This window comes from Streptomyces diastaticus subsp. diastaticus (assembly GCF_011170125.1).
In the GTDB taxonomy this organism is placed as follows: Bacteria; Actinomycetota; Actinomycetes; order Streptomycetales; family Streptomycetaceae; genus Streptomyces; species Streptomyces diastaticus.
This window is the reverse complement of sequence record NZ_BLLN01000002.1, coordinates 1,067,449-1,090,707: the sequence shown is the minus strand read 5'-3', so window position 1 is coordinate 1,090,707 and position 23,259 is coordinate 1,067,449. Positions and strand designations below refer to the sequence as shown.

At 75.5% G+C, this 23,259-nt stretch carries 21 protein-coding genes, 2 pseudogenes and 1 riboswitch; of the genes and pseudogenes, 10 read left to right on the top strand and 13 right to left on the bottom strand.

Features of this window, described 5'->3' with window-relative positions:
- Window positions 1-249 precede the first annotated feature (249 nt).
- Together Sdia_RS06585 and Sdia_RS06580 are read left to right on the top strand one after the other, a co-directional pair.
- The gene (locus Sdia_RS06585; protein ID WP_100455408.1) at window positions 250-1,314 is read left to right on the top strand and encodes a DUF2804 domain-containing protein; all 1,065 of its coding nucleotides are present in this window, start codon (window positions 250-252) and stop codon (window positions 1,312-1,314) included.
- Window positions 1,315-1,393: 79 nt separating this feature from the next.
- A complete protein-coding gene (locus Sdia_RS06580) occupies window positions 1,394-1,846 on the top strand; it encodes a DNA-binding protein (protein WP_115068822.1) in 453 nt (150 codons plus the stop codon).
- A 60-nt stretch (window positions 1,847-1,906) separates the two neighbouring features.
- On the opposite strand, the pseudogene Sdia_RS06575 reads toward Sdia_RS06580, so the two are convergent.
- The 5 genes and pseudogenes from Sdia_RS06575 to Sdia_RS06555 all read right to left on the bottom strand — a co-directional run bounded on the left by Sdia_RS06575 (window position 1,907) and on the right by Sdia_RS06555 (window position 6,291).
- A pseudogene (locus Sdia_RS06575) lies at window positions 1,907-2,312 on the bottom strand (TspO/MBR family protein).
- Between the two features lie 118 nt (window positions 2,313-2,430).
- Window positions 2,431-2,988, bottom strand: a complete 558-nt coding sequence (locus tag Sdia_RS06570; RefSeq protein ID WP_100455406.1) for a Dps family protein — start codon at window positions 2,986-2,988, stop codon at window positions 2,431-2,433.
- Between the two features lie 385 nt (window positions 2,989-3,373).
- Complete coding sequence (locus tag Sdia_RS06565; protein WP_115068823.1) at window positions 3,374-4,216, bottom strand: ABC transporter ATP-binding protein; 843 nt, start codon at window positions 4,214-4,216, stop codon at window positions 3,374-3,376.
- Entirely contained in the window at window positions 4,213-5,277 is a 1,065-nt protein-coding gene (locus Sdia_RS06560; RefSeq protein ID WP_115068824.1) for a FecCD family ABC transporter permease, read from the bottom strand. The genes Sdia_RS06565 and Sdia_RS06560 overlap by 4 nt, the downstream gene beginning before the upstream one ends.
- 6 nt (window positions 5,278-5,283) lie before the next feature.
- A complete protein-coding gene (locus Sdia_RS06555; protein ID WP_189500441.1) occupies window positions 5,284-6,291 on the bottom strand; it encodes an ABC transporter substrate-binding protein in 1,008 nt (335 codons plus the stop codon).
- 35 nt (window positions 6,292-6,326) lie between these two features.
- Window positions 6,327-6,473: riboswitch (cobalamin riboswitch) on the bottom strand.
- 195 nt (window positions 6,474-6,668) lie between these two features.
- Here Sdia_RS06555 and Sdia_RS06550 point away from each other — a divergent pair.
- Window positions 6,669-7,430 carry an IclR family transcriptional regulator gene (locus Sdia_RS06550; RefSeq protein ID WP_229831565.1) on the top strand — a complete coding sequence of 254 codons (762 nt, stop codon included), beginning with the start codon at window positions 6,669-6,671 and terminating at the stop codon, window positions 7,428-7,430.
- Window positions 7,431-7,461: 31 nt separating this feature from the next.
- Here Sdia_RS06550 and Sdia_RS06545 read toward each other — a convergent pair whose 3' ends face one another.
- Together Sdia_RS06545 and Sdia_RS06540 are read right to left on the bottom strand one after the other, a co-directional pair.
- The gene (locus tag Sdia_RS06545; RefSeq protein ID WP_115068825.1) at window positions 7,462-8,271 is read right to left on the bottom strand and encodes an SAM-dependent methyltransferase; all 810 of its coding nucleotides are present in this window, start codon (window positions 8,269-8,271) and stop codon (window positions 7,462-7,464) included.
- Window positions 8,272-8,351: 80 nt separating this feature from the next.
- Window positions 8,352-10,007, bottom strand: coding sequence for a SpoIIE family protein phosphatase (locus Sdia_RS06540; protein WP_100455401.1), 1,656 nt, complete (start codon window positions 10,005-10,007; stop codon window positions 8,352-8,354).
- A 321-nt stretch (window positions 10,008-10,328) separates the two neighbouring features.
- Here Sdia_RS06540 and Sdia_RS06535 point away from each other — a divergent pair, with 321 nt between their 5' ends.
- The 4 genes from Sdia_RS06535 (at window position 10,329) to Sdia_RS06520 (ending at window position 13,943) form a co-directional block, all read left to right on the top strand.
- Complete coding sequence (locus tag Sdia_RS06535) at window positions 10,329-10,838, top strand: hypothetical protein (protein ID WP_100455400.1); 510 nt, start codon at window positions 10,329-10,331, stop codon at window positions 10,836-10,838.
- A gap of 145 nt (window positions 10,839-10,983) precedes the next feature.
- Complete coding sequence (hutU, locus tag Sdia_RS06530) at window positions 10,984-12,681, top strand: urocanate hydratase (protein ID WP_100455399.1); 1,698 nt, start codon at window positions 10,984-10,986, stop codon at window positions 12,679-12,681.
- Between the two features lie 111 nt (window positions 12,682-12,792).
- Window positions 12,793-13,626 (top strand): phosphotransferase enzyme family protein, encoded by an 834-nt coding sequence (locus Sdia_RS06525; RefSeq protein ID WP_124287348.1) that lies wholly within the window; start codon window positions 12,793-12,795, stop codon window positions 13,624-13,626.
- Between the two features lie 44 nt (window positions 13,627-13,670).
- Window positions 13,671-13,943 (top strand): hypothetical protein, encoded by a 273-nt coding sequence (locus tag Sdia_RS06520; protein ID WP_370464577.1) that lies wholly within the window; start codon window positions 13,671-13,673, stop codon window positions 13,941-13,943.
- Window positions 13,944-13,990: 47 nt separating this feature from the next.
- Here the strand turns inward: Sdia_RS06520 and tatA are convergent, their stop codons facing one another.
- Window positions 13,991-14,302: a Sec-independent protein translocase subunit TatA gene (gene tatA / locus Sdia_RS06515; protein ID WP_100455396.1), complete on the bottom strand. Its 312-nt coding sequence runs from the start codon at window positions 14,300-14,302 to the stop codon at window positions 13,991-13,993.
- Between the two features lie 109 nt (window positions 14,303-14,411).
- Here tatA and Sdia_RS06510 point away from each other — a divergent pair, with 109 nt between their 5' ends.
- Window positions 14,412-15,920, top strand: coding sequence for an LCP family protein (locus tag Sdia_RS06510; protein WP_124287350.1), 1,509 nt, complete (start codon window positions 14,412-14,414; stop codon window positions 15,918-15,920).
- 12 nt (window positions 15,921-15,932) lie between these two features.
- Here Sdia_RS06510 and mgtA read toward each other — a convergent pair whose 3' ends face one another.
- From mgtA to Sdia_RS06490, 4 genes are all read right to left on the bottom strand, one after another.
- Window positions 15,933-18,560: a magnesium-translocating P-type ATPase gene (mgtA, locus tag Sdia_RS06505; RefSeq protein WP_100455394.1), complete on the bottom strand. Its 2,628-nt coding sequence runs from the start codon at window positions 18,558-18,560 to the stop codon at window positions 15,933-15,935.
- On the bottom strand, window positions 18,544-18,900 hold the full coding sequence (locus Sdia_RS06500) for an ArsR/SmtB family transcription factor (protein WP_100455393.1): 357 nt from the start codon (window positions 18,898-18,900) through the stop codon (window positions 18,544-18,546). The genes mgtA and Sdia_RS06500 overlap by 17 nt, the downstream gene beginning before the upstream one ends.
- A gap of 111 nt (window positions 18,901-19,011) precedes the next feature.
- Window positions 19,012-19,746, bottom strand: coding sequence for a type 1 glutamine amidotransferase (locus Sdia_RS06495; protein WP_100455392.1), 735 nt, complete (start codon window positions 19,744-19,746; stop codon window positions 19,012-19,014).
- Window positions 19,747-19,889: 143 nt separating this feature from the next.
- A complete protein-coding gene (locus Sdia_RS06490) occupies window positions 19,890-21,179 on the bottom strand; it encodes an NAD(P)/FAD-dependent oxidoreductase (RefSeq protein ID WP_100455391.1) in 1,290 nt (429 codons plus the stop codon).
- Between the two features lie 96 nt (window positions 21,180-21,275).
- On the opposite strand from Sdia_RS06490, the pseudogene Sdia_RS06485 reads away from it, so the two are divergent.
- Window positions 21,276-21,422, top strand: a pseudogene (locus Sdia_RS06485) (SAM-dependent methyltransferase); the annotation flags it as partial.
- Window positions 21,423-21,526: 104 nt separating this feature from the next.
- Window positions 21,527-21,877: a PRC-barrel domain-containing protein gene (locus Sdia_RS06480; protein WP_100455390.1), complete on the top strand. Its 351-nt coding sequence runs from the start codon at window positions 21,527-21,529 to the stop codon at window positions 21,875-21,877.
- A gap of 283 nt (window positions 21,878-22,160) precedes the next feature.
- Here the strand turns inward: Sdia_RS06480 and Sdia_RS06475 are convergent, their stop codons facing one another.
- Complete coding sequence (locus Sdia_RS06475) at window positions 22,161-23,084, bottom strand: NAD-dependent protein deacetylase (protein WP_189500460.1); 924 nt, start codon at window positions 23,082-23,084, stop codon at window positions 22,161-22,163.
- Window positions 23,085-23,259: the final 175 nt, after the last annotated feature.

Sequence of the window (23,259 nt, the reverse complement as noted above, 5' to 3'; positions counted from 1 at the left end):
GGGCACTTTTTTCGGGACGTCGGCCGCCCGGGCCGGGCGGCCACGCCCCGGCCGCCACGCCCCGGCCCGTCCGGCGAGAACTCCCGTGCCGTGACCGGGACTCGCTCCCCGTCACCGGCGGAGGGGACCGCGACGCCCGGTCACCCGGTCCCGCCCGTCGGTCCGTCCGCCCCCGGTCAGGCGGCAGCTCCCCTGCTCAGCGGCACCGGTCAGGCCCGCGGACCGGACGTGCCCCGTACCCTGCCGCCCATGACCACCCACGAACGTGAACTCACCCACGGACCTGTCGACCTGTGCCGCCCCGACGGCACCTTGGCGCCCGAGGCGGTCGGCTGGTCCCGGCGGCCGCTGCACCGGGCCAACCTGCGCGGGTGGGGCCGCACCAAACGCTGGGAGTACTGGTGTGTCACCACGCCCACCCACCTGGTGGCGCTGACCGTCAGCGATCTGGACTTCCTGCGGCTGGACGCCGTGTACGTCCTCGAACTGGGGCCCGGCGGACGGGAGATCGAGCGGACCTCGCTGCGCCCCGGCGGCCCGCGCACCCCGCTGCCCGAGGGTGTCGCGGGCGTCCCCGGCCCCTTCGGCGGCCATGACGTCACGGTCGGCCCGGCCCGGCCGGTGCGCGACCAGGTCCGCGTCGGCATCCGGCGCGAGGGCGCGGGCACCCGGCTGACCGCCCGCTGCCTGGCGCCGGGCAGCGGGGAACAGGTGGAGGTCGACGTGTACGCCGCCCTGCCCGAGGGGCACGAGACCCTGTCGGTGGTGGTGCCGTGGGGCGCGGACCGCTTCCAGTACACCTCGAAGCAGACGGCTCTGCCGGCCCACGGCCGGGTCCGTGTCGGCAGCCGGGTGCTGCCCTTCGCGCCGGGCGACTCCTGGGCGGTGCTGGACCACGGGCGCGGGCGCTGGCCGAGGCGGGCGCACTGGAACTGGGGCGCGGGGTCGGGGCGCACCGACGGACGGACGCTGGGGCTCCAGTTCGGCGGGCGGTGGACCGCCGGGACCGGGGCCACCGAGAACGCCCTCTGCGTGGACGGCCGCCTCTCCAAAATCGGGGAAGAGCTGACGTGGTCCTACGACCTGGCGGAACCGCTGGCGCCCTGGCGGGTCCGCTCCCCCGGATCGGAGCAGGTCGACCTCACCTTCACCCCGATCCACGACCGGGTGACCCGGACGGACGCGGGTCTCCTGTCGAACCACACCGACCAGTGCTTCGGTCACTGGAACGGCACCGTCCACGACGACACCGGCGACCGTGTCGCCGTCCGCGGGGTACTGGGGTGGGCGGAGGACGTCCGTATGCGCTGGTGACAGGGCCGCCCGAGTGAATTGAACGCGACGTTGAAAGCATGTCGTTGACAACAATCCGTGCGCCACCCACGCTGGAGCCATGCCGAACACCCCGGACCCTCAGCAGTCCGCCCCCGACGCGCCCTTCGCCGCCCCCGACGCCGAGCAGGCGCGCGCCGGCCGGGTGCACGCCTCGCTCTTCCGCATCGCCGACCGGCACGCCGCCACCGACGAGCAGCGGCGCCGCCAGGTGCACCCGTCGATGATCGGCCCGCACGAGGCCGTCCGCCTCGTCTCCTACCTGCTCAGCGGCACCGCCCTGCCCGAGGGCGACGAGCCGGAGGTCGACCCGGCCGACGTCACCGCCGCCCTCACCCTCGTCCCCAGCGCCCGCGCCGACCTGGACGAACTGGAGACCGGCCTCATCCGCATGGCCCGCGGCCGCGGCATGACCTGGCAGGAGATCGCCTTCGGCCTCGGCCTCGGCACTCCCCAGGCGGCCCGCCAGCGGTACGAGCGGCTGGCGGGGCGGGCGGCCGGGGAGGAGGAGTAGACCGGCCTCGTCCTTCCTGACGCGGGGCGGGGAGCCGGGCACCTTCCGGCTCCCCGCCCCTCACCCGTTCCGCACCCGGACCGACCAGTTCAGCGCCGCCGCGAACACCACCCGGCAGCGGTAGGGCGGGAGCAGGGCTGCCGCCCTGCGGTCGACGCGGCGGAAGAACAGGACCGTCGCCGCGATGGCGAGGGTGACCAGGGCGGCGTCGAGGAAGGCCACGCCGTACTGGACGGCGCCGAAGAGGAGGGGCGTCCAGTCGAGGTTGCGGGTGGGCTGGACGGACCAGGCCGTCATGGCGCGGCGACGTGGTGCGGGCGACGAGCCGGCCGGCGACGGCGATCGTGGCGTACAGGACCGTCCGGACCGGGCCGAAGAGCCAGGCGGGCGGGGGCCAGGCCGGGTGGTGGAGAAAGGCGTGGACCCGGTCCGCGTCACCGGCGGCGAGACCGCCGGCGGCCGCCACGGCGGAGCAGAGGACCAGCAGGCCCGCCGCGCGGTTCGGCGCCGGGGGGCGGGTGCTGCGTGCCACGGGGCCTCCGGTCCGCGGGGTGTCGCGGCGCGGGTGCCCGCGCCCGGCCCGGTCAGTCGGTGGCGCTCTCCGCGCCCGCCTTCTCGGTGGTCGCCCCGGCGGTGCGCAGGGAGCCTCCCGAGGTCTCCAGGTGGGCGCGGACGAACCACTGGAACTGCTCCAGGTCGCGGAGCTGCTCGATGAGCAGGTCCTCGGTGGCCGGGTCGATCTCGCCCGCCTGGGCGACGGCCTTGCGGACGTCCTCGACGACGCCGGTGTAGACGACGTCCAGGGCACCGAGGTGGGCGATGGCGTCGCCCCGGCCGATGCTGTAGTCCTCCCAGGTGCGGGCGGAGACCAGCGCGCCGGGGGTGCCCTTGGCGACGCCGCCGAGCGCCGCGATCCGCTCGGCCACGTCGTCGGCCATCTCGCGGACCCGGTCGACCTGGGGGTCGAGCATCTCGTGGACCGCGATGAAGTGCGGTCCGACCACGTTCCAGTGGATGTGCTTCAGCGTCAGGTGGAGGTCGTTGAGGGCGTAGAGCCGAAGGCGCAGCAGGTCGATGAGCTTGCCGCCCTGCTGGACCGTGAGGCCGGGGACGGTGTAGCGGGGGGTGGTGTCGGTGGCCATGAAGTCTCGTCCGTCCGTCTCTGTGCGGGAGCCACCGCGGGCGGGGTGGCTGCCTGAGGTGAGCTGGTGATCCCTTTCTGTTCCCCGTGAGCGGTCCGCCCACCGCCCACCCACCCGACGGAGTGAAGGACCGGGCCGAAGTTGACGCCATGCGGGCGAGACGGCCGTCCGCGGCCGCGCGGGAGGGCGGCCTCTTCCGGACCGGGTCCCGGCCGGACCGCTCGTCGGCGCTCCCCGGTGCCGTCCCTGTCGGGCGGTGCCGTCCCTGTCGGGCGGTGCCGTCGGCCGGGCCCCTGGTTCCGGTGCGCCGGGGCCGGCCGGGTGGGCCGGAGGCGGGGCGGAACCGTCGGCGCCGGGAAGATCCGGACCGGTGCCGGAGCCGGTTCTACTCCGGTACGTACACGACGTTCGGCCTGCCCGTCACCGGGTGCGGGGTGATGCGGGTGTGGACGCCGTAGACCTCGTGGAGGAGGTCCTCGGTCAGGACGTCGGCGGGGGTGCCGGCCGCGACGACGCGGCCGGCGGCGAGGACGTGGATGCGGTCGCAGTAGGCGGCGGCCAGGTTGAGGTCGTGGAGGACGACGAGGACGGTCGGGGGGAGGGTACGGGCCAGGTGGAGGATGTCCAGCTGGTAGCGGATGTCCAGGTGGTTGGTGGGCTCGTCCAGGGCGAGGATGCGGGGGCGCTGGACCAGGGCGCGGGCGATCAGGGCGCGCTGGCGTTCGCCGCCGGAGAGTTCGTCGAGGCGGCGGTCGGCGAGGTGGGCGGCGCCGACGCGCTCCAGGGCGGCCCGGGCCCGGGCGGCGTCCTCGGCGGTGTCGCCCTCCCAGAACCGTTTGTGCGGGCTGTGCCCCATGGCGACGGTCTCGCGGACGGTGAGGCCGAAGGCGCCGGTGGCGTCCTGCGGCACGGCGGCGACCAGGCGGGCGCGCTCCTTGGCGCTGAGCCCGGCCGCGTCCTGCCCGTCCAGGAGCAACCGGCCCGAGGTGGCGGCGAGGGTGCCGTAGACGCAGCGCAGCAGCGTGGTCTTGCCGCTGCCGTTGGGACCCACCACGCCGACCGTCTCGCCCGGCGCCACCGCCAGGTCGACACCGTCGAGGAGGACGGCGCCCGAGCGGCCCCGGCCGGGCGGCGGCAGGCGGTAGCCGAGCCCCTCGGCGCGCAGCGAGCCGGGCGCGGCGGCGCCGAAGCCCGGGTCGGCCGGGGCGGGGGCGGTGCGGTGGCTCATCCGACGACTCCTTCTCCGCGGGAGGACCGGCGCAGCAGCCAGAGGAAGAACGGCCCGCCGGTGAGCGCGGTGACCACGCCGACGGGGATCTCCTCGGGCGCGGCGACGGTACGGGCGACCAGATCGGCGACGACCAGGAAGAGGGCGCCGCCGAGCGCGGTGACCGGCAGCAGCCGGCGGTGCCCGGCACCGACCAGCAGCCGGGCGGCGTGCGGCACCATCAGGCCGATGAAGCCGATCGCGCCGCTCACCGCGACCAGCACGCCGACCACCAGGGAGGCGAGGACGAAGGCGGCGGCGCGGAACCGGTGGGTGTCCAGGCCGAGGACGGTGGCGCCCTCCTCCCCGGCGAGGAGCAGGTCGAGCGGCCGGGACAGGGCGAGCAGCAGGCCGGTGCCCGCGACCAGGACGGCGGCCGGGAGGAACAGGCTGTCCCAGCGGGCGCCGCCGAGACCGCCGAGGGTCCAGAAGAGAATGGCCCGGGCGTGCTCGGCCTGGCTGGAGAGCACCAGGGCGAGGCTGGTCAGCGCGGAGAGGATGTACTGCACCGCGACCCCGGCGAGGATCAGCCGGCCGGTCGTCATGGTGCCGCCGCGCCGGGCCATCGCGTAGACGGCGACCAGCGCGCCCATCGAGCCGGCGAAGGCGGCGACGGGCAGGGCGACGGTGCCGAGCAGTCCGGTGCCGATACCCGCGACGATGACCAGTACCGCCCCCGTGGAGGCCCCCGAGGAGGCGCCGAGCAGGAACGGGTCGGCCAGCGGGTTGCGGACCAGCGCCTGGAGGACCGTACCGGCGACGGCGAGGCCCGCGCCGACGACGACGGCGAGCAGCACGCGCGGCAGCCGCACGTTCCGGATGACCGGCGCGAGCGGCGTCGGCTCGCTCCCGGTGAGCGCGGCCAGCACCTCGCCGGGCGGGACGCGGACGGAGCCGAGGGCGAGCCCGGCGAGGCCGGCGGCCAGCAGCAGACCGGCGAGCAGGGCGAGGACGGCGGGGTACGACAGGGCCCGGCGGCGGGGCTCGGCCGCCGCCGGGGTGCCCGCGGGGGCGGTCACCACGGCCCCCTACTCGGCGGCGCGGTCGGGGTGGAGCTGGTCCGCCAGCTCGTCCACGGCGTCGGGGACGCGCGGGCCGAGTACGGCGGAGGAGAGCGGCAGGACGGCGAACCGCTCGTTCTTGATCGCGGGCACGTCCTTGAGCGCCGGGTCGTTCAGGAGCTGCTTCTTCTTGGCGGCGACGGGGGTGCCGCCGTAGTCGTAGATGACGACGACCTCGGGCTTGCGCTCGACGACCTTCTCCCAGGAGACGTCGCCGAAGGACTTGTCGAGGTCGGCGAAGACGTTGCGGCCGCCGGCCCGGCTGATGAGGTCGTTGCCGATGCCGTGGCCGCCGGCCGTGAAGGCCGAGCTGTCGCCGCTGTCGAAGACGAAGACGGCGGGCTTCTCGGCGCCCTTGAGGCGTTCGGCGGTGGCCGCGAGCTGCTCCTCCTGCTCGGCTATCAGCTTCTCGGCGCGCTGGGGCACGCCGAACGTCCGGGCCACCTCGCGCAGTTCCTTGCGCAGCTCCTTGACGCCCACGGGTCCGTCGGTGCAGCCCTCGACGTTGAGGCGGGTGGGGACACCGTCCTCGGCCAGGGCGGCGCGCTCGCGCCCCGCGCCCTTGTCGAAGGCGCTGGCGTAGCCGCCGTAGACGAAGTCGGGTGAGGCGGCGATCAGCTTCTCGTAGGAGGGGTACGCGTCGGCGACGACCTCGATCCGGTCGTAGGCCGCGCGGTACTCGGGGAGGATCTCGTCGTCCAGGAAGGCGGTGCCCGCCATCCGGTCCTCCAAGCCGAGGGCGAGCATGACCTCGGTGACGTGCTGATTCATCGTCACGGCCCGCTCGGGCGCCTTCTCGAAGGTGGTCTTCACCCCGCAGTTGGTGACGGTGTACGGGAAGCCCTCGCCGCCTTGGGCGTCCTGGCCGCCCTTCGCCCCGGTCCGGCCGCCGTCGGCGGCGCCGCAGGCGGTGAGCGGGAGGAGGAGGGCCGCCGTGGCGGCGAGCGCGCGCGGGGCGCGACGGGGTCCGGACATGACCGTGCCTCTCCGGGGGATGACCGCGTCCCCTGGTAGTGCGAAAGGCGGCGGGTCAGTGTCGGACTCCCGGGCCCGCGCGCGTCGCCGCGCCGGGCCTGGTCACCGTGGCGGGACCGCGCCGGATTCGCACCGGCTTCCTGTCCTCCGCCGCCTGGGTGAACGCCGCGATTCTGTCACGCGGGGGGCGGAGGTTCCGGGGCGAGCCGGGGAGACGGTGCTCACACCGGGGAGGGCGGGACGGGGGGCCGCCGCCCGGACCCTCCGTGCGCTCCGGCCCGGCGGCGGCCATGCTGGTCCCCGACCGTCCAGCCCCGGAGGCCCCGTTGCCGCCCCACCCCGGCTCCCCCGCGCCCACGTCCAGCACCTCCCCCGCCGTGGGGCGCGCACTCGACATCCTGCTGCACCTCGCCGGGCGGACCGGGCCGGTGCGGGCGGCCACGCTCGCACGGGAACTGGGGATGCCGAGGTCGTCGGCGTACCACATCCTCACGGTGCTGGCGGAGCGCGGGTTCGTGACCTACCTGCCCGGGGAGCGGGCGTACGGGCTCGGGGTGGCGGCGTTCGAGATCGGGTCGGCCTACCTGCGGCACGAGCCGCTGGAGCGGCTGGCCCAGCCGGTGGTGCGGCGGCTCGCGGGACGGCTCGGGCAGACCGTGCACCTCGGGGTGGTCTACGGCGCCGAGACCGTCTACCTGCTGAAGGAACGCCCGCCGCGCGGACGCGCGGCCGACACCGCCCTCGTCACCGACATCGGCGTCCGGCTGCCCGCGCACCTGACCGCCAGCGGCCGGGCGATCCTCGCCCACCTCCCCGAGGCGCAGGTCCGCGCCCTGTATCCGCGCCCCGGGGACCTGATCACCCGCACCGGCCGGGGTCCGCGCTCGCTCGCCGAGCTCCTCGGCCTGCTCGCCGCCGACCGGCGGCGCGGCTGGTCCGAGGAGACCGAGCTGGTCTCGGAGGGGCTGCGCTCCCTCGGCGCGGCCGTCTTCGACCACCACGGCCATCCGGTCGCCGCCCTCTCCACCACCTGGCGGCGCCACTACGCCCCGCACGGCACCGACGGCGTGCGGGACGCCCTGGCGCGGGCGGCGGCCCGGCTGACTTCGGCGGTGTCGGGGCGGGCGCCGGGCGGCTGAGCCGGGCGGCCGCCCCGACGGCGGGACGGTGTCAGCGCTTCCTGGCGACCGCCCCGTACATGGCGATGTCGCGGCCCTCGATGCCTTCCTGCTCGGGCCCGGGGCGCCACTCGTGGACCTGGGTGACTCCTGGTTCCAGCAGGTCCATGCCGTCGAAGAACGAGGTGGCGGTGGCGAGGTCGCGGAGTTCCATGGGCATGCCCTGCTGCCGGTACTCCTGGGCGACCCGGTTGACCTCCTCGGGGGCGAAGTCGGCGGTGCCGATGGTCATCGCCAGGTAGCTGCCGGAGGGCAGCGGGTCCAGCAGCCGCTGGATCAGGCGCCGGTCGTCCGGGGGCAGGATGAAGTGCAGGATGCCGATGACCAGCAGGCCGACCGGCCGGTCCAGGTCGATGAGTTCGCGGAACTCGGGGCTGCCCAGGATCGCGTCGGGGTCGTGCATGTCGGCGTCCACGTAGGCGGTGGCGCCCTCGGGTGCGCTGCGCAGCAGCGCGCGGGCGTGGGCCAGGACGATGGGGTCGTTGTCGACGTAGACGACGTGCGACTCGGGGGCGACCTCCTGCACCACCTCGTGCAGGTTGGGAGAGGTCGGCAGGCCGGTCCCGACGTCGAGGAACTGGCGTATGCCGTGGTCCTCGGCGAGGTGGCGGGCCGCGCGGTGCATGAAGCGCCGGTTCTCCAGCATGTGGACGGGGAGGGCGGGCCAGTGACGGCACATCGCGTCCCCCGCCTCGACGTCCGGCGGGTAGTGGTCCTTGCCGCCCAGGATGTAGTCGTAGACGCGGGCGGAGTGGGCTCGTGAGGTCGCGAGACCGCTCGGGCGTGGCTGCGGGGCGTTCATGCGGCGTCTCTTTCACTCAAGGGAAGTCGTCTTCTCCTGTCTGTCCGCACCGGCCACCGGCCATGTGCGCGGTGCGGGCGTCACCGGTCCGCCCGTGCTTGCAGCGCGATGACGGCGATGTCGTCCAGGCGATTCTGCACCGGCGGCAGCAGTCCGCGGACCAGGGCGGGCAGGGAGGCCCCCCGGCCGGCCAGTTCGTCGGTCCGTTCGCGCAGGCGCCGGAGGTTGTGACCGATGTCGGTGCCCGGGGTCTCCACCAGCCCGTCGGTGTAGAACACCATGACGTCGCCCTCCCGCAGCTCCGTCTCCTGGTCGGAGCGGGGAAGGCCGTCGGCGACGCAGAGCGGCGGGTCCGCGCCCGCCGGGTTGTGCAGGTACCGGGCCGGCTGCCCGGCGGGGATCAGCAGGGGCGGGGGGTGGCCGGCGTTGGACAGGGTGACGCGCCAGAGGTGCTCCGTCTCCCGGCGCAGGATCGCGTGGACCGCCGTGATCATCGACGGACTGTCGAGCGCCTGCACGACCCGGTCGAGGCGGTCCAGGGTGAGGGCGGGGCTGACGGCCGGGCCGCTGTCGTAGGCGAGGGCGCGCAACATGCTGTTGACGCGCCCCATGGTGGTGGCCGCGTCCACGTCGTGGCCCGCGATGTCGCCGATGGTCAGGGCGAGTGCGCCGTCCGAGAGCTTGACGGCGTCGTACCAGTCCCCGCCGACCTCCGCGTCCGAGTCGGCCGGGTGGTAGAGCGCCGTGCTGACGAGGCCGTCGACGAGCGGCGGGGCGGCGAGGAAGGACTGCTGGAGCGTGAGGGCCGTGTCACGGGCGCTCTGCAACTCCATCGTCCGCCGCAGGGGCCCGCTCATCTGCTGGAAAACGTCCTGCAACAGCCCGAGATCGCCCTCGTCCGCGGGCGGGTTGCCCCGGCAGGTCGCCGTGGTGGCCAGCGCGACCGTCCGCCCGGCCACCACGACGGGCAGCAGGGCCACACTCGTCGCCCCGGCCTCCCGCAGCCACCGGCTGGAGGCGGGTGAGATGCCCGTCTCGGGGGGCCGCCCCGAAGGGAAGGTCAGCAGCCGTGCCCGCTGCTCGCGCATCGCCCGTCGCGCGACCGGCCCCAGCAGGAAGTCCGGCTCCAGGGGGGCCAGGGAGGGCAGGCCGGGGGCGAGGTCGACGCGCTCGATCGAGGACGCCGCCGAGGCGCTGCCCGTACTCCAGAAGTCGGTCTCCTTCTCGTGCGGGACGAGGAAGATGGCGACCGCGTCGGCGAGTTCGGGGACGACGGCCGCCGCGGTCGTCATGAAGGCCTCGCTGAGGTCACGGGCGGCCGGCACCGGGGCCATGCGGGCCAGCAGCTTCTCCCGCGTCCGGGTGCGCCAGTGCTCCTCCGCGTCGGCGACGCTGCCGACCCATTCCAGTCGCCCGCCGGGCTCCTGCACGGGTGCGGCGACGACGCGTACGTGCCGGTGGCGGGAGGGGTCGCCCTCCACCCGCAGCCGCACGATGGCGTCCACGGGCGTACGCAGCCGGGCGCCCCTGCGCCACTCGCGCTCGAACCAGTCCCGGTCCTTGGGGTGGATCGCGTCGGTCCACGAGCCGCCGCCGGCCGGGTGCCACAGCTTCTCCTGCACCCCGCCGTCGACCAGCGTGGTGACGACGCCGTCGGGCGACAGCACCCAGACCGTCTGCGGCACGGCGCCCAGCAGCGCCTGGTACCGCCTGAGGAGCCGGTCACTGTCGGACACCGCTCCCTCCTTCCCTGGCGGCACCACCGAACGGGCGACGGCCGGGCCGCCACCGGCGGTGGGGCGGGCCCGCGTCGCACCCGGCGGGCGGCCCCGCGAGGGGGACGCCGCCCGGCCGTACGGCCGGGAGCCGTCGCCCGGCGGCGAGCCCCGGGCGGCACCACACGGAGACACCACCGGAATGCCCCCTTCCGTCGCGTCAGTATCCCCCTCTTCGCGGACGACAGCATGTTCAGCGCGTACGCGGGTGCTCCCGGCGCCGTCCGGTTCTGCGAGGCTTGTCGCAGCCCCACCGCGCCTGATCGAGACGATGGAGAGACGATGCTGTCCGGCCTGGACTTCTACGCCCGTGTCGCCACCCGTGGCCAGGTGCTGGGGGTGGGCGTCGGCGCCCGGCCCGCCGAGTGGGAGGCCGCCCTGGGCGGCGACTTCCTCGACGTCGAGGAGGCGGGCCTGCTGCGCCGGGACCACGGACTCGTGGAGCTGACGTTCCAGGAGGAGGGCGGCGCCTGGCCGTGCGTCGGGGTGAGCGTGCGGGCGGACCGCCTGCGGTGGGACACCGCCTCGCACGTCCCGGCGCCCCTGCGCGAGGCGTACGGGGACTTCGCCGCCTCGACGCGCTTCGGGGAGCTGGCCGGCGCCATCGCCCGCCTCGGCTGCACGGTCGCGCACGAACCGGACGCGGCCGGCACGACGGAGGGCTTCCACCGCCACCGGGTGCCCGAGTCCGGGGCGCGGATCTTCGTCCGCGCGGACGAGGACGCCCGGCGGGAGGCGGGCGAGCTGTGGACGCTCAGTGTGTCCCCCGGGTGGTGGGCCGAGGCCGGCTGACCGCCCCGGGCCGGCCCGGGCGCGCCCCGCGGGCTCCAGCCGCCGTCTCGTATCCGAGATTTCGCGGCGCGTCCTCTGGCCGGGCCTCACGCCGCGCCCTGTCATGGGGGGACCCGGTCCGCCCGGCCCACCCCAGGAGGCAGCAGTGAGCAGCGTTCCCCCGGAGTCCCCCGAGTCCGCCGAGCCCCCCGCCACCGTCCCGCCCGTCCGCGCCGCGCGCGGCACCGGGCTGAGCTGCCTCGGCTGGCAGCAGGAGGGCGCGCTGCGGATGCTGATGAACAACCTCGACCCGGAGGTGGCCGAGCACCCCGAGGAACTGGTCGTCTACGGCGGCACCGGCAAGGCGGCCCGCACCTGGGAGGCGTACCACGCGATCGTGCGCACCCTGCGCACGCTGAAGGACGACGAGACGCTCCTCGTGCAGTCCGGCAAGCCCGTCGGGGTGCTGCGTACCAGCGAGTGGGCGCCGCGCGTGCTCATCGCCAACTCCCACCTGGTCGGCGACTGGGCCAACTGGGAGGAGTTCCGCTCCCTGGAGAAGCGCGGGCTCATCATGTACGGCCAGATGACGGCCGGTTCGTGGATCTACATCGGCAGCCAGGGCATCCTCCAGGGCACCTTCGAGACCTTCGGCGCCGTCGCCCGCAAGCGGTTCGGCGGCAGCCTCGCCGGGACGATCACGCTCACCGCCGGGCTCGGCGGGATGGGCGGCGCCCAGCCGCTCGCCGTCACCATGAACGACGGCGTCGCCCTCTGCGTCGAGGCCGACGCGACCCGCATCGCCCGCCGCATCGAGCGCCGCTACCTGGACGTGGCCGCCGACGACCTCGATCACGCCCTGCGCCTGGCCACCGAGGCCCGCGACGCCCGCCGCCCGCTCTCCATCGGCCTGGAGGGCAACGCCGCCGAGGTCTTCCCCGAACTGCTGCGCCGGGGTGCCCCGGTCGACATCGTCACCGACCAGACCTCGGCCCACGATCCGCTGGCCTACCTGCCCGTCGGCGTCACGGTCGACGCGTGGCGCGCGCTGGCCGCCGCCGACCCGGCCGCCTTCACCGAGCGGGCCCGCGCCTCCATGGCCCGGCACGTGGAGGCGATGGTCGGCTTCCAGGACGCGGGCGCCGAGGTCTTCGACTACGGCAACTCGATCCGCGACGAGGCCCGCAAGGGCGGTTACGAGCGGGCCTTCGCCTTCCCCGGCTTCGTCCCCGCCTACATCCGGCCGCTGTTCGAGGAGGGGCGCGGACCGTTCCGCTGGGCGGCGCTCTCCGGCGACCCGAAGGACATCGAGGCGACCGACCGCGCGCTGGTCGAACTCTTCCCCGACAACACCCACCTGCACCGCTGGCTCAAGATGGCCGGCGAACGCGTCACCTACGAGGGCCTGCCCGCGCGCATCTGCTGGCTGGGCTACGGCGAACGCCACCGCGCGGGGCTCCGCTTCAACGAGATGGTCGCCTCCGGCGAACTCTCCGCCCCGATCGTGCTGGGCCGCGACCACCTCGACTCCGGCTCGGTCGCCTCCCCCTACCGCGAGACCGAGGCCATGCTCGACGGCTCCGACGCCATCGCCGACTGGCCGCTGCTCAACGCCCTGGTCAACACCGCCTCCGGCGCCACCTGGGTCTCCCTGCACCACGGCGGCGGCGTCGGCATGGGCCGCTCGGTCCACGCCGGTCAGGTCTGCGTCGCCGACGGCACCGCGCTGGCCGCCGCCAAGCTGGAACGCGTCCTCACCAACGACCCCGCCATGGGCGTCCTGCGCCACACCGACGCGGGCTACCCGCACGCGAGCGAGGTGGCGCGGGAGCGCGGCGTGCGGGTGCCGATGAACGAGGGGTGAGGCCGCGGGCGGCGCGGAATTGAGGAGCGGGCGGGCCCGGTGGCTCGGTACGGTACGCGGGTCGCGTGCCCGGAGCGGCCGGGCCCGCGCGAGGAGGAGGGGTCGGTGCCGATGCGTGAGCCCGAGGTCCACCGCGCGGTCGTCGCGGCCAGAGAGGTCGCCGCCTCGCTCGGTCTGCCCGCCGAGGAGGCGGCCGTGCTGCACGACTCCAACAAGCTCACCCTGCGGCTGCTGCCCGCCGACACCCTGGCCCGGGTGGCTCCCGTGGCCGACCAGGTCGCGCGGTTCGAGGTCGGACTCGCCCGGCGGCTCACCGCGGCGGGCTGCCCGGTCGGCACGCTCGACCCCCGGGTGGCGCCGGACGTCCACGAGCGGGACGGCTTCGTCGTCACCCTGTGGACCTACTACCCGCCGGTGGCGCCGGGCGGCGTCCCGCCCGCCGACCTCGCCCGGGCACTGGCCGTGCTGCACGCCGGGATGCGGGAACTGGACGTACCGGCGCCCCGGTTCACCGAGCGGGTCGCGCGGGCGCAGCACCTCCTGGCCGACCACGACCGCACCCCCGCCCTCGCCCCGGAGGACCGGGCGCTGCTCCAGGAGACCCTGGGCGCCACGGCGGAGTGGATCACCGCGCGCGGCGCCCCCGAGCAGTTGCTGCACGGCGAGCCGCACCCGGGCAACGTGCTCGCCACCGCGCGGGGCCCGCTCTTCATCGACCTGGAGACCTGCTGCCGGGGCCCGGTCGAGTTCGACCTGGCGCACACGCCCGAGGCGGCCGGAGCCCACTACCCGGGCGCCGACCAGGAGTTGCTGCGCCGGTGCCGGCTCCTCGTGTCGGCGATCGTCGCGGTGTGGCGCTGGGACCGGGAGGACCGGTTCCCCGACGGCACGCGGCTGGGCCGGGAGTGGCTCGCCCGGGTCCGGGACGCCGCGGGGCGGACGTGAACTGCCTTCAACACTTGCGTAAGTAGAGAACTATGCTGGGCGGCATGGACGATGCGACGACCCCGAACGGTCCGGCCGCCCCCGCCGACCCGCACCCCACCGAGGCCGAACTCGCCGTACTGGACGGCGGCCCCGCCACCGGACTGCGCCTGCGCGTCGCCGGGCGCCCACCGATCCTCCAGGTCACGCGCCCGTGCGCGGCGGAACCGGGACCGGGCGGCGGCGCGTTCGGCGTCGCCGAGGTGTACGTGTACCGGCGCGACTGGGGGGTGAAGCGCGCACCCCTGCGGTACGGGTACGACCCCGGCAGCCCGTGAGCCCGGCGGCGGCGCACGCACCGGGCGCACCGGCGCCGACAGCGCGCTCAGGCGGCGGGCGGACCGGGCCGCTCGGCCTCGGCACCCTTGCCCCGGCCGGCCGCCGCCTCCCCGGCCCGAGCGTCGGCGACCGGGCCGCTTCCGGCCGGCGCGACCCCGGCACCCGCCTCACCGGAGGCGGAGGCCGGCTCACCGGCTCCCCGGTCCTCCTCCTTCAGCGCCCGCGCCTCGCTCTTCAGGATGCGCAGGGAGCGCCCCAGTCCGCGTGCGGCGTCAGGGAGCCTCTTCGAGCCGAAGAGCACGATGACCACCAGGGCCACGATCAGCAGATGCCAGGGCTTCAGGGCGTTGGCGTACACGGCGGGCCCGTCCTCTCCTCGTGCGGCGCGGGCCCCCGGGGGTGACCCCGCCTCGTCAGTTGCTAGATTGCGCAACCATAACAACGGCGGACGACGGTGAGGGCGGCGGATGGCACGGGCGGACAGGCGGACGGACGGCCCCGGCCCGGCGGCCGGACACCGGGAAGGCGGGCGCGGGCGCTCCCGGCGACGGCACCGGGACCGGCCCCGCCGGCCGCTGCGGACCGTGCTCGCCGTCGGCCTGTCGCTGGCCGTGCTGGTGGGGGCGGGCGTCGGCTGGGCGTTTCTGCGGCTGAACGGCAACATCGACACGTTCGGTGCCGACGGACTCTCCGACCACCGCCCCTCCTCCGCCGCCCTCGGCCAGAACGTGCTGGTCATCGGCTCCGACTCGCGCTCGGGCGAGAACAGCTCGCTGGGCGGTGGCGAGGGGGACGTCGGCCGCTCCGACACCGCCTTCCTGCTCCACGTGTACGCCGACGGGGAGCACGCGGTGGCCGTCTCCATACCCCGGGACACGCTCGTGGAGATACCCGCCTGCAAACTCCCCGACGGCACCTGGACCGAGCCGCGCGACCAGGCCATGTTCAACGCCGCCTTCTCCGTGGGCGACACCCCCGGGGGCAACCCCGCCTGCACCCAGAACACCGTCGAGAAGCTGACCGGCCTCCGGGTCGACCACACCGTGGTCGTCGACTTCCAGGGGTTCGCCGCCCTCACCGAAGCGGTGGGCGGGGTGCGGATATGCCTGCCCGACGACGTCTACCAGCGCGATCTCGACCCCAACCGCCCCACCCGGGGCGAGCGCGTCTTCCGCAAAGGCGTGCAGGAGGTCCAGGGCCAGGCCGCGCTGGACTACGTGCGGCTGCGGTACGGCGTCGGCGACGGTTCCGACATCGGGCGGATCAAGCGGCAGCAGGCGTTCGTGGGCGCCCTGATGAAGAAGGTGCGCGAGGACGGGCTGACCCCCACCCGCCTGCTGCCGCTCGCCGACGCGGCGACCCGCTCCCTCACCGTCGACCCCGGCCTCGGCTCGGCCGACCGCCTCATCTCCTTCGCCATGTCGCTCAAGGACGTCGAACTGGACGACATCCGCTTCGTCACCGTCCCCTGGCGGTACGAGGGCGCACGCGTCGCCGTCGTCCAGCCCGAGGCCGACGCCCTGTGGGCCGCCCTGCGCGCCGACGAGCCCCTCGACGAGCCCTCCGGCGACCAGAAGAAGAAGGGCGGCGGCAAGGCGGAACCGGCCGAGGTCGACGGCACCGGCATCCAGGTCTCCGTCCGCAACGGCACCACCGTCACCGGCCTCGCCGCCCGCGCCGCCGACGCCCTCACCGCGCACGGCTTCACCGTCACCGGCACCGCCACCGACCTGGACCAGGGCCGCACCGCCACCGTCGTCCACCACGGCCCCGGCGACCGCGAGGCGGCCGCCACCGCCGCCCGCCTCTTCCCCGGCGCGGAACTCGCCGCCTCCCCGGATCCGGGCATCCGCGTCACCGTGGGCCAGGAGTACGCCGACGCCCCCGAGGACGACGAGGCGGCAGAGCCGTCGGACGCCGGCCGGGACTCCCGCTCCGCCGCCGACGACATCTGCTCCGACCTGAGCTACGGCTGACCGGGCCGGGGCTCAGCCCGCGTCGGCGGCCCGCCCGTACCGGTCGCGTGCCACCACCAGCACCGCCGCGTACAGGGCCAGCACGGTGGCGAGCAGGACGTAGTACAGCGGGGGCAGCGTGCCCATCGCCAGCGGCGGGCCGAGCGGGGAGAGCGGCAGCAGGACACCGATGACCGCCAGCCCGAGCGCGGCCCGGTGGACCGGTCCCGCCGTCCGGCCCTCGGCGGCGTGCCGGCCGCCGCGCAGGACGACCATGACCAGGGCCTGGGTGAGCAGGTTCTCGGTGAACCAGCCCGCGTGGAACGCCTCCTGCGAGGCGTGCGCGCCGTGCGTGGTGAGGGCCAGGACGCCGAAGGTCGCCACGTCTGCGGCGGCGTTGATCAGGCCGAAGCCGGTGATGAAGCGGAGGAAGCCGCGCGGGCGCAGCCGGGTCGGGCGGCGCAGCACGGCTCGCGAGGGGCGTTCGTAGGCGAAGGCGAGCTGGGCGGCGTCGAAGCAGAGGTTCTGCACCAGGACCTGCGCCGGGAGCATCGGCAGGAAGGGCAGCAGCAGGGCGGTGGCGAGCATCGCGAAGACGTTGCCGAGGTTGGAGGAGAGGGTGATGCGCAGGTAGGTGCCGATGTTGCCGCCGCTGTGGCGTCCGGCGGTGATCGCCCGGTCGACGGCGGCCAGGTCCTTCTCGGCGAGGACCACGTCGGCGCACTCGCGCACCGCGTCCACCGACTCGCGCGGGCACAGGCCGACGTCGGCGGCGTGCAGGGCGGGCAGGTCGTTGACGCCGTCGCCGAGGAACCCGACGGTGTGCCCGGTGGCGCGCAGCGCGGTGACGATCCGCGCCTTGTGCTCGGGCCCGCACCGCGCGAAGACCGCCGTGCGCCGGGCGGCCGGGCCGAGTTCCGCGTCGGTGAGCCGGTCGGCCTCGTCGGCGGTGAGCACCCGGCCCGGGTCCAGGCCGAGAGCACGGCAGACCTGTGCGGCGGTGCCCGGGTGGTCCCCGGTGAGGATCTTGACGCCGACACCGCGCCCGGCCAGTTCCGCGAGGGCGTCGGCGGCGGTCGGGGCGAGGGCGTCACCGAAGGTGACCAGGCCCCGGAAGGTCAGCCCGCGCTCGTCGGCGTGGGACCACTCGCCGTGCCGGGCGGGCCGCTCGGCGACGGCCACCGCGAGGAGCCGGGAGCCGGCGGCGGCCTCGGCGGCGGCCAGGTCGAGGAGGCGGGCCCGCTCCTCGGCGTCGAGGACGCACCGGTCGAGGACCTGCTCGACGGCGCCCTTGACGACGAGGGTGTCGCGGCCGAGCCGGCCGGGGGTGCGGAGGACGGCGGTGGACAGGCGGCGGACCGGGTCGAAGGGGAGCGCGGCGACGCCCTCCGGCCCGTCGGCCATCTCCTGCGCCGCCTCCAGCACCGCCTCGTCCAGGGCGTCCGGGACCGGCAGGTCCGCCAGGTGCAGCGTCCACCAGGCGTTGGCGGCGGCCCACCGCAGGACCTCCGGGTCGTCGCGGCCCTCGGCGTCCAGGGCGCCGGTGACGACGGGCCGGTCCTGCGTGAGGGTGCCGGTCTTGTCGAGGCAGAGCACGTCGACGGAGCCCAGGTCGTGCAGGGCGGGCAGCCGGGTGACGATGACCCGGTGCTCGCGGGCGAGCCGGGCGGCGCCGCGGGCCAGCGCCGTCGTCACCACCACGGGCAGCATCTCCGGGGTCAGCCCGACCGCGACGGCCACCGCGAACGGCAGGGTCTCCAGGCCGCGCCCGTGAAGCGCCGCCCCGGCGACCAGCACCAGCGGCGGGGTGAGCAGCATGAAGCGGATCAGGGTCCAGGAGATGCCGTGCACCGACCGGTCGAAGGCGGTGAACCGCCGCCGGTCGCCCGCCCGGTGCGCGGCGGCGAACCGGGTGGCCGCACCGGTCGCGGTGACCAGCGCGGTGGCGCTGCCGTAGGCGACGCTGCTGCCCTGGAAACAGAGGTGCGGCGGGGCGAACGGGCCCGGCGGCGACTCGCCCGGCTCCTGCACGGCGTGCTTGGGGACCGGCGCCGACTCCCCGGTCAGCGCCTGCTGGTGCACGCTGAGCCCGGTCGCCCGCAGCAGCCGTACGTCGGCGGGGACCAGGTCGCCGGGGCCGAGCCGGACCACGTCGCCGGGCACCACCTCGCCGACCGGGACCTCCCGCGTCCGGGACTCGGCCGCGTCCTCCGCCCGGCGCACCACCGTGGCCGTGGTCGGCAGCAGCGCCCGCAGCAGAGCGACGGAACGGTCCGCCCGGTGCTCGCCGGAGACCCGCAGGACACAGCTCACCAGTACCAGGGAGAGGATCACGGTCGCCGTGCCCCAGGCGGCGACCACCGCGGAGAGCACGCCGAGGCAGAGCAGCACGGTGGTGAAGGGGTCGCGCAGGCTCCGCAGCAGGCGGCGACGCCGGGTGACGCGGCGGCGTGCCGGGAGGGCGTTCTCGCCGTACCGGGCGAGCCGCCGGGCCGCCTCGTCCTCGGTGAGGCCGCGCGGGCCGCTGCCGTGGGCGCGCAGCAGCTGGAGCGCGGTGAGGCCGGCGGCGTCCGGCGGTGCGAGGGGTTCGTGGGCGGGGGGCCGGGGTGGTACGGGTGCGGCCGCCCTGAAGGCGGCCGCCCGCTCAGCCACCGGCTCCACGCAGCCGCCGCGGCCGGTCGGACTCGGCCGCCTGCTCGGCGAGGCGGCCGACCATCGACTGGACGACGGTGACCACGTCCGGGTCGTCGACGAAGTAGACCTGGCGGCGGCCCTCGCGCCGGGAGCGGACCAGCCCGGCCAGCTTGAGCTTGGTCAGGTGCTGGCTGACGGCGGGCAGCGCTCCGCCGACCCGCAGGGCGAGTCCGCTCACGTCGCTCTCGCCCTCGGCCAGCGCCCAGACGATGTGCAGCCGCGCGGCCGACGACAGGAGCCCGAACGTGGTGGCCGCGGCGGCGAGCACCTCGGCCGAGGGGTCCTGGAACCCGACGTCCTGCACCACTGTCGCCCGCCCTCTCCCTGTCGGCCCCCTGCCTGGTCGGCGGGGCCAGTCTAGGGCGTGGGCACGGCCGGGGACGCGCCCACCGGAAAGGGGCGGCCCGCCGGCGGCGGCTCAGCCACAGCGCTCGGCGCGCTCGTCTCCGCGTACCAGCGCCCCGAACCGCCCCGCCACCTCGCCCCACACCGCCGCCGCCTCGGCGTCGTCCGCGGCGGCGGCCCGGTGCAGGGCTCCGCGCTCGTGTCCGTACCGTCGCAGCCGGTCCTCGTTCCAGCGGAGGATGCCGTCCGGCTCGGCCTCGGGGTGGAACTGGACGCCCCACGCCCGTTCCCCCACCCGGAACGCCTGGTAGGGGCAGTGTTCGCTGTCGGCCAGCCAGTGGGCGCCCGCGGGCAGGCGGGTGATGGCGTCGACGTGGTTCTGGATCGCGGCGGGCCCCGGCGGCAGCGCGTCGAAGAGCGGGTCACCGGCGGTCTCGGGACGCAGCCGCAGCCGGGTCGAGCCGAACTCGGGACGGCCGTGCTCCCCGCGCACCTCGCCGCCGGCGACCTGGGCCAGGAGCTGGCCGCCGAGGCAGATGCCGAAGTAGGGGACACCCTCGTCCAGGGCCTGCCGGGCGAGGGCCCGGGTGGGAGCGAGCCAGGGAGCGCGGTCGTCCTCGTCGGGGAGGTAGCCGCCGCCGAGGACGAGGAGGGCCGCGTGGCCGAGCCGCTCGGGCACCGGCTCGCCCTCGTACGCCCGGACGACCACCGGGGTGACCCCGGCCGCCGTCAGCCAGGGCGCCCAGCGTCCGGGGCCGCCGCGCGGAAAGTTCTGGATGACCAGTGCCGTCGCCGTCGTCGTGTCCACGCGCCCCGTCCCCTCGCCGGCGCCGGAGGGTCCGGCCGCCGGCCGCCCAGTACACAGCGGCGCGGCCGGAGGAGTCCACCCCCGGCCGCGTACGCCCCGGCACCCGCCACCGTCGCGGGGCGGGCCGGTCACCGGCGGCCCGCTCAGGCGGCGGGCCGGTCCGCGCCCTCCTCCACGGCGGCCTGTTCGGGGCTGCCGACGAAGACGTGCTGCCGGGTGTGGCTGAGATAGGTGAAGATCCACGACACCAGGGCGCGGGCCTTCTGGCTGGCGCCGGAGAGCAGCGCCAGGTGGACGGCGAGCCAGACCATGAAGGCGGCGGGGCCGCGCACCAGCCGTCGGCTGCGTCCCAGCTCGGCCACGGCCGAGCCGCGCCCGATCATCGCCATGTAGCCGCGGTCCTTGTACCCGAACGGTTCGGTCGGCCGCCCGGCCCGTTGCGCGAGGATGTTGCGGGCCGCCCATGCTCCCGACTGCTTGGCGACGGAGCCGAGTTGCGGCAGCCGCTCGTCACGGTCGTCGGTGATGTTGGCGGCGTCGCCGAGGACGTAGACCCGCCCGTCGTAGCCGGGCGCGGTCAGGTCCTTGCCGACGTCGACGCGGCCGCCGCGCCCCTGCGGCATGCCCGACTCGCGCAGCAGCGGCCCGGCCTTGAGGCCGCCGGCCCAGATGACCAGGTCGGCGTCCATGGTGGCGCCGTCGGCGAAGCTGAGCCCGTCCTTGCGCACCTCGGTGACGGCCGAGCCCAGCTTGAGCCGCACGCCGCGCTCGACGAGCCGGCTGGCCGCGTACGCCTGGGACTTCTCGCTGAAGCCGCCGAGCGTCCGGTCGACCATGTCCACCAGCGCGACCGAGCACCGTTTGGCGAGGCCGCCCGCGAAGAGCTTCGGGACGACGTAGTTGATGGCGTCGGCGATGGCACCGGCGGTCTCCACCCCGGTGGGCCCGGCACCGACCACGGCCACGTTCATGGACTTCTGCCCGGTGTCCTTGTCGGCCTGGTCGAGCAGGGCCACCAGCTCGGAGCCGAGCCGGGTGGCGTCGGTGGCGGAGTACAGGGGGTAGGCGTTCTCGCGGGCGCCCGGGGTGTTGAAGAAGTTGGCCTCGGCGCCGCAGGCGACGATCAGCGCGTCGTCGGCCTCGTACACGGTCCCGTCGGAGAGGGTGATGGACCGCCGTTCGGGATCGACGGCGCTCACTCTGGCCGTGAGCACCCGGACCGACGGCTGGTTGCGGAAGATCGACCGCAACGGCCGGGCCAGCTCGGACACCCCGATCTGCGCGGTGGCCAGCTGGTAGAGCAGCGGCTGGAACTGGTGGTACCCGTGCACGTCCACCAGCAGGGTCCGCACCCCGGCACGGCCGAGCTTCTTGGCGGCTTCGATTCCCGCGAAGCCGCCTCCCACGACGATGACCTCGTACGTCTCTGCCATGCCTTAACGCTATGCCCGCTCCCCCGGGGGTGCATTCCGGGTGACTTCGGAGGGTGACCGCTCGTGCGGTCCGGGCCACCGGGCGGCACCGCCCGGGACGCCCAGTGGACGCAGACCTTCCTCTCCCGGCCGATGACCCGCCGGCAGTTCGAGGACGCCCTGGCCGAGGCGGGACTGAAGGTCGACAGGTATCTGACGGAGGACCGGATCTGGGTGCGGGCGGTGGCCGCGGACGCCCCCTGAACCAGGTCCGCCCCGGGCGCGTCCGGGGTCATGGTCGGGGCGGGAGGGGGCACGATGACGGCATCGGCGGCATCGGCACGGCACGGACCACGAGGAGCACCCCCATGATCGAGGCGGAGAACATCAGGGACTGGCGGGACCACAACGTCGTGGACTCGGAGGGCCACAAGATCGGCACGCTGGAGTCGGTGTACGTGGACACGGTCAGCGACCGCCCGTTCTTCGTCGGCGTCCTGGTCGGGCTGCCGACCCGCCGGCGCATCACCTTCGCTCCGCTGGAGAAGGCGGTCGTCTCCCCCTCGTACGTGAAGCTGGCCTGGCCCAAGCAGCTGGTGAAGGAGGCGCCCGCCATCAGTCCCGACGGGGAACTCCTCGCCGAGCAGGAGCAGGGCATCTTCGACCACTACGGCCTGGAGTTCGGCGTGGGCCACAGCCGCCGGCTGGCCCGCCGCTGAGGCCGGGCGCCGGGGCCGCACCGGCCCCGGCGAGGCGACGCACGAGGAGATCAGGACCGTGCGGGCCTTCGCCGCTCTCCTCGTCGCGGTCGGCAGCTTCGGAGCCGTCGCGGGCGGCATCGCCGCGCACATCGCGCCGATCGTCCCCGGCGTGATCGCCGCGCTCAGCGGCGTACTCCTCGTCGTCCTCACCTTCGCCTTCGTCGCCCGGCGAAAGGCCCGCGCCTGTAGGCCGACCCGTGCCGGGCCTGGCGCGAGGCCCGGTCAGCGTCGAGGCCGGGTGTCACGCACCGGGGCCTGCCGGTGGTTCCGTCTCCGTGGGCGCCCTCTCGTCGAGCGGCACGCCCAGCCGGCCGGCCACGTCGGTGAGGGCGTCGCCCAGCGGCAGGGCGACTCGGGTGAGGGCGTGCCGGTCGCCGCGGGTCGGGTCCCGGTTGACGATCAGCACGGGCCGGCCGGCCTGGGCCGCCTGGCGGACGAACCGGAGTCCTGACATCACCGTCAGCGAGGAACCCAGGACCAGCAGCGTCCTCGCCTCCCGGACCAGCGCGCGGCAGTGCTCGGCCCGCTCCGGGGGCACCGTCTCGCCGAAGAACACCACGTCCGGCTTGAGGACGCCGCCGCAGACGGTGCAGGGCACCACCTGGAAGTCGCCGACCTGGCCGTCGGTGAGATCGGCGTCCCCGTCCGGGTTGATCCCGGCGGCCACCGGCGAGAACCCCTCGTTGACCTCCTCCAGGCGCCACGCCAGCTCCCGGCGCGGGCTGAAGGAACCGCAGTCGAGGCAGACGACCCGGTCCAGACGCCCGTGCAGGTCCACGACGCCCTCACTGCCGGCGGCCTGGTGCAGTCCGTCGACGTTCTGGGTGATCACCCCGCAGAGCAGCCCGTGCCGCCCGAACGCGGCCACGGCCCGGTGCCCGGCGTTGGGACGGGCCCGGCCGAAGGTGCGCCAGCCGAGATGGCTGCGCGCCCAGTACCGGCGCCGGGCGGCGGGATCGGCGGTGAAGTCCTGGTAGGTCATCGGGGTGTGGCGGCTCAGGCTCCCGCCCTCGCCCCGGTAGTCGGGGATGCCCGACTCCGTGGAGATGCCCGCGCCGCTCAGCACCAGCACCCCGCCGCCGCCCAGTGCCTCGGCGACCGGCGCCAGGTCCGTGGTGCCCGGCGACGGCTCCCCGGTCGGCGTCCAGCTCAGGGTGGGTCGCATACGCATGACCCCAGGGTACGGAGGGCGCCGCCGCTCCGGAGGTCTCGCGAGTGCCTCGCCACCCGCCGCCGAGGCCGGGCGCCGGGAGCGCACCGGCCTCCGGCGGGGCCGCGACGAGCGCGAGGGCCACCTCGGCCGCGGGCACCGCGACGATCGGCGTCCCGGCCCCGCTGGA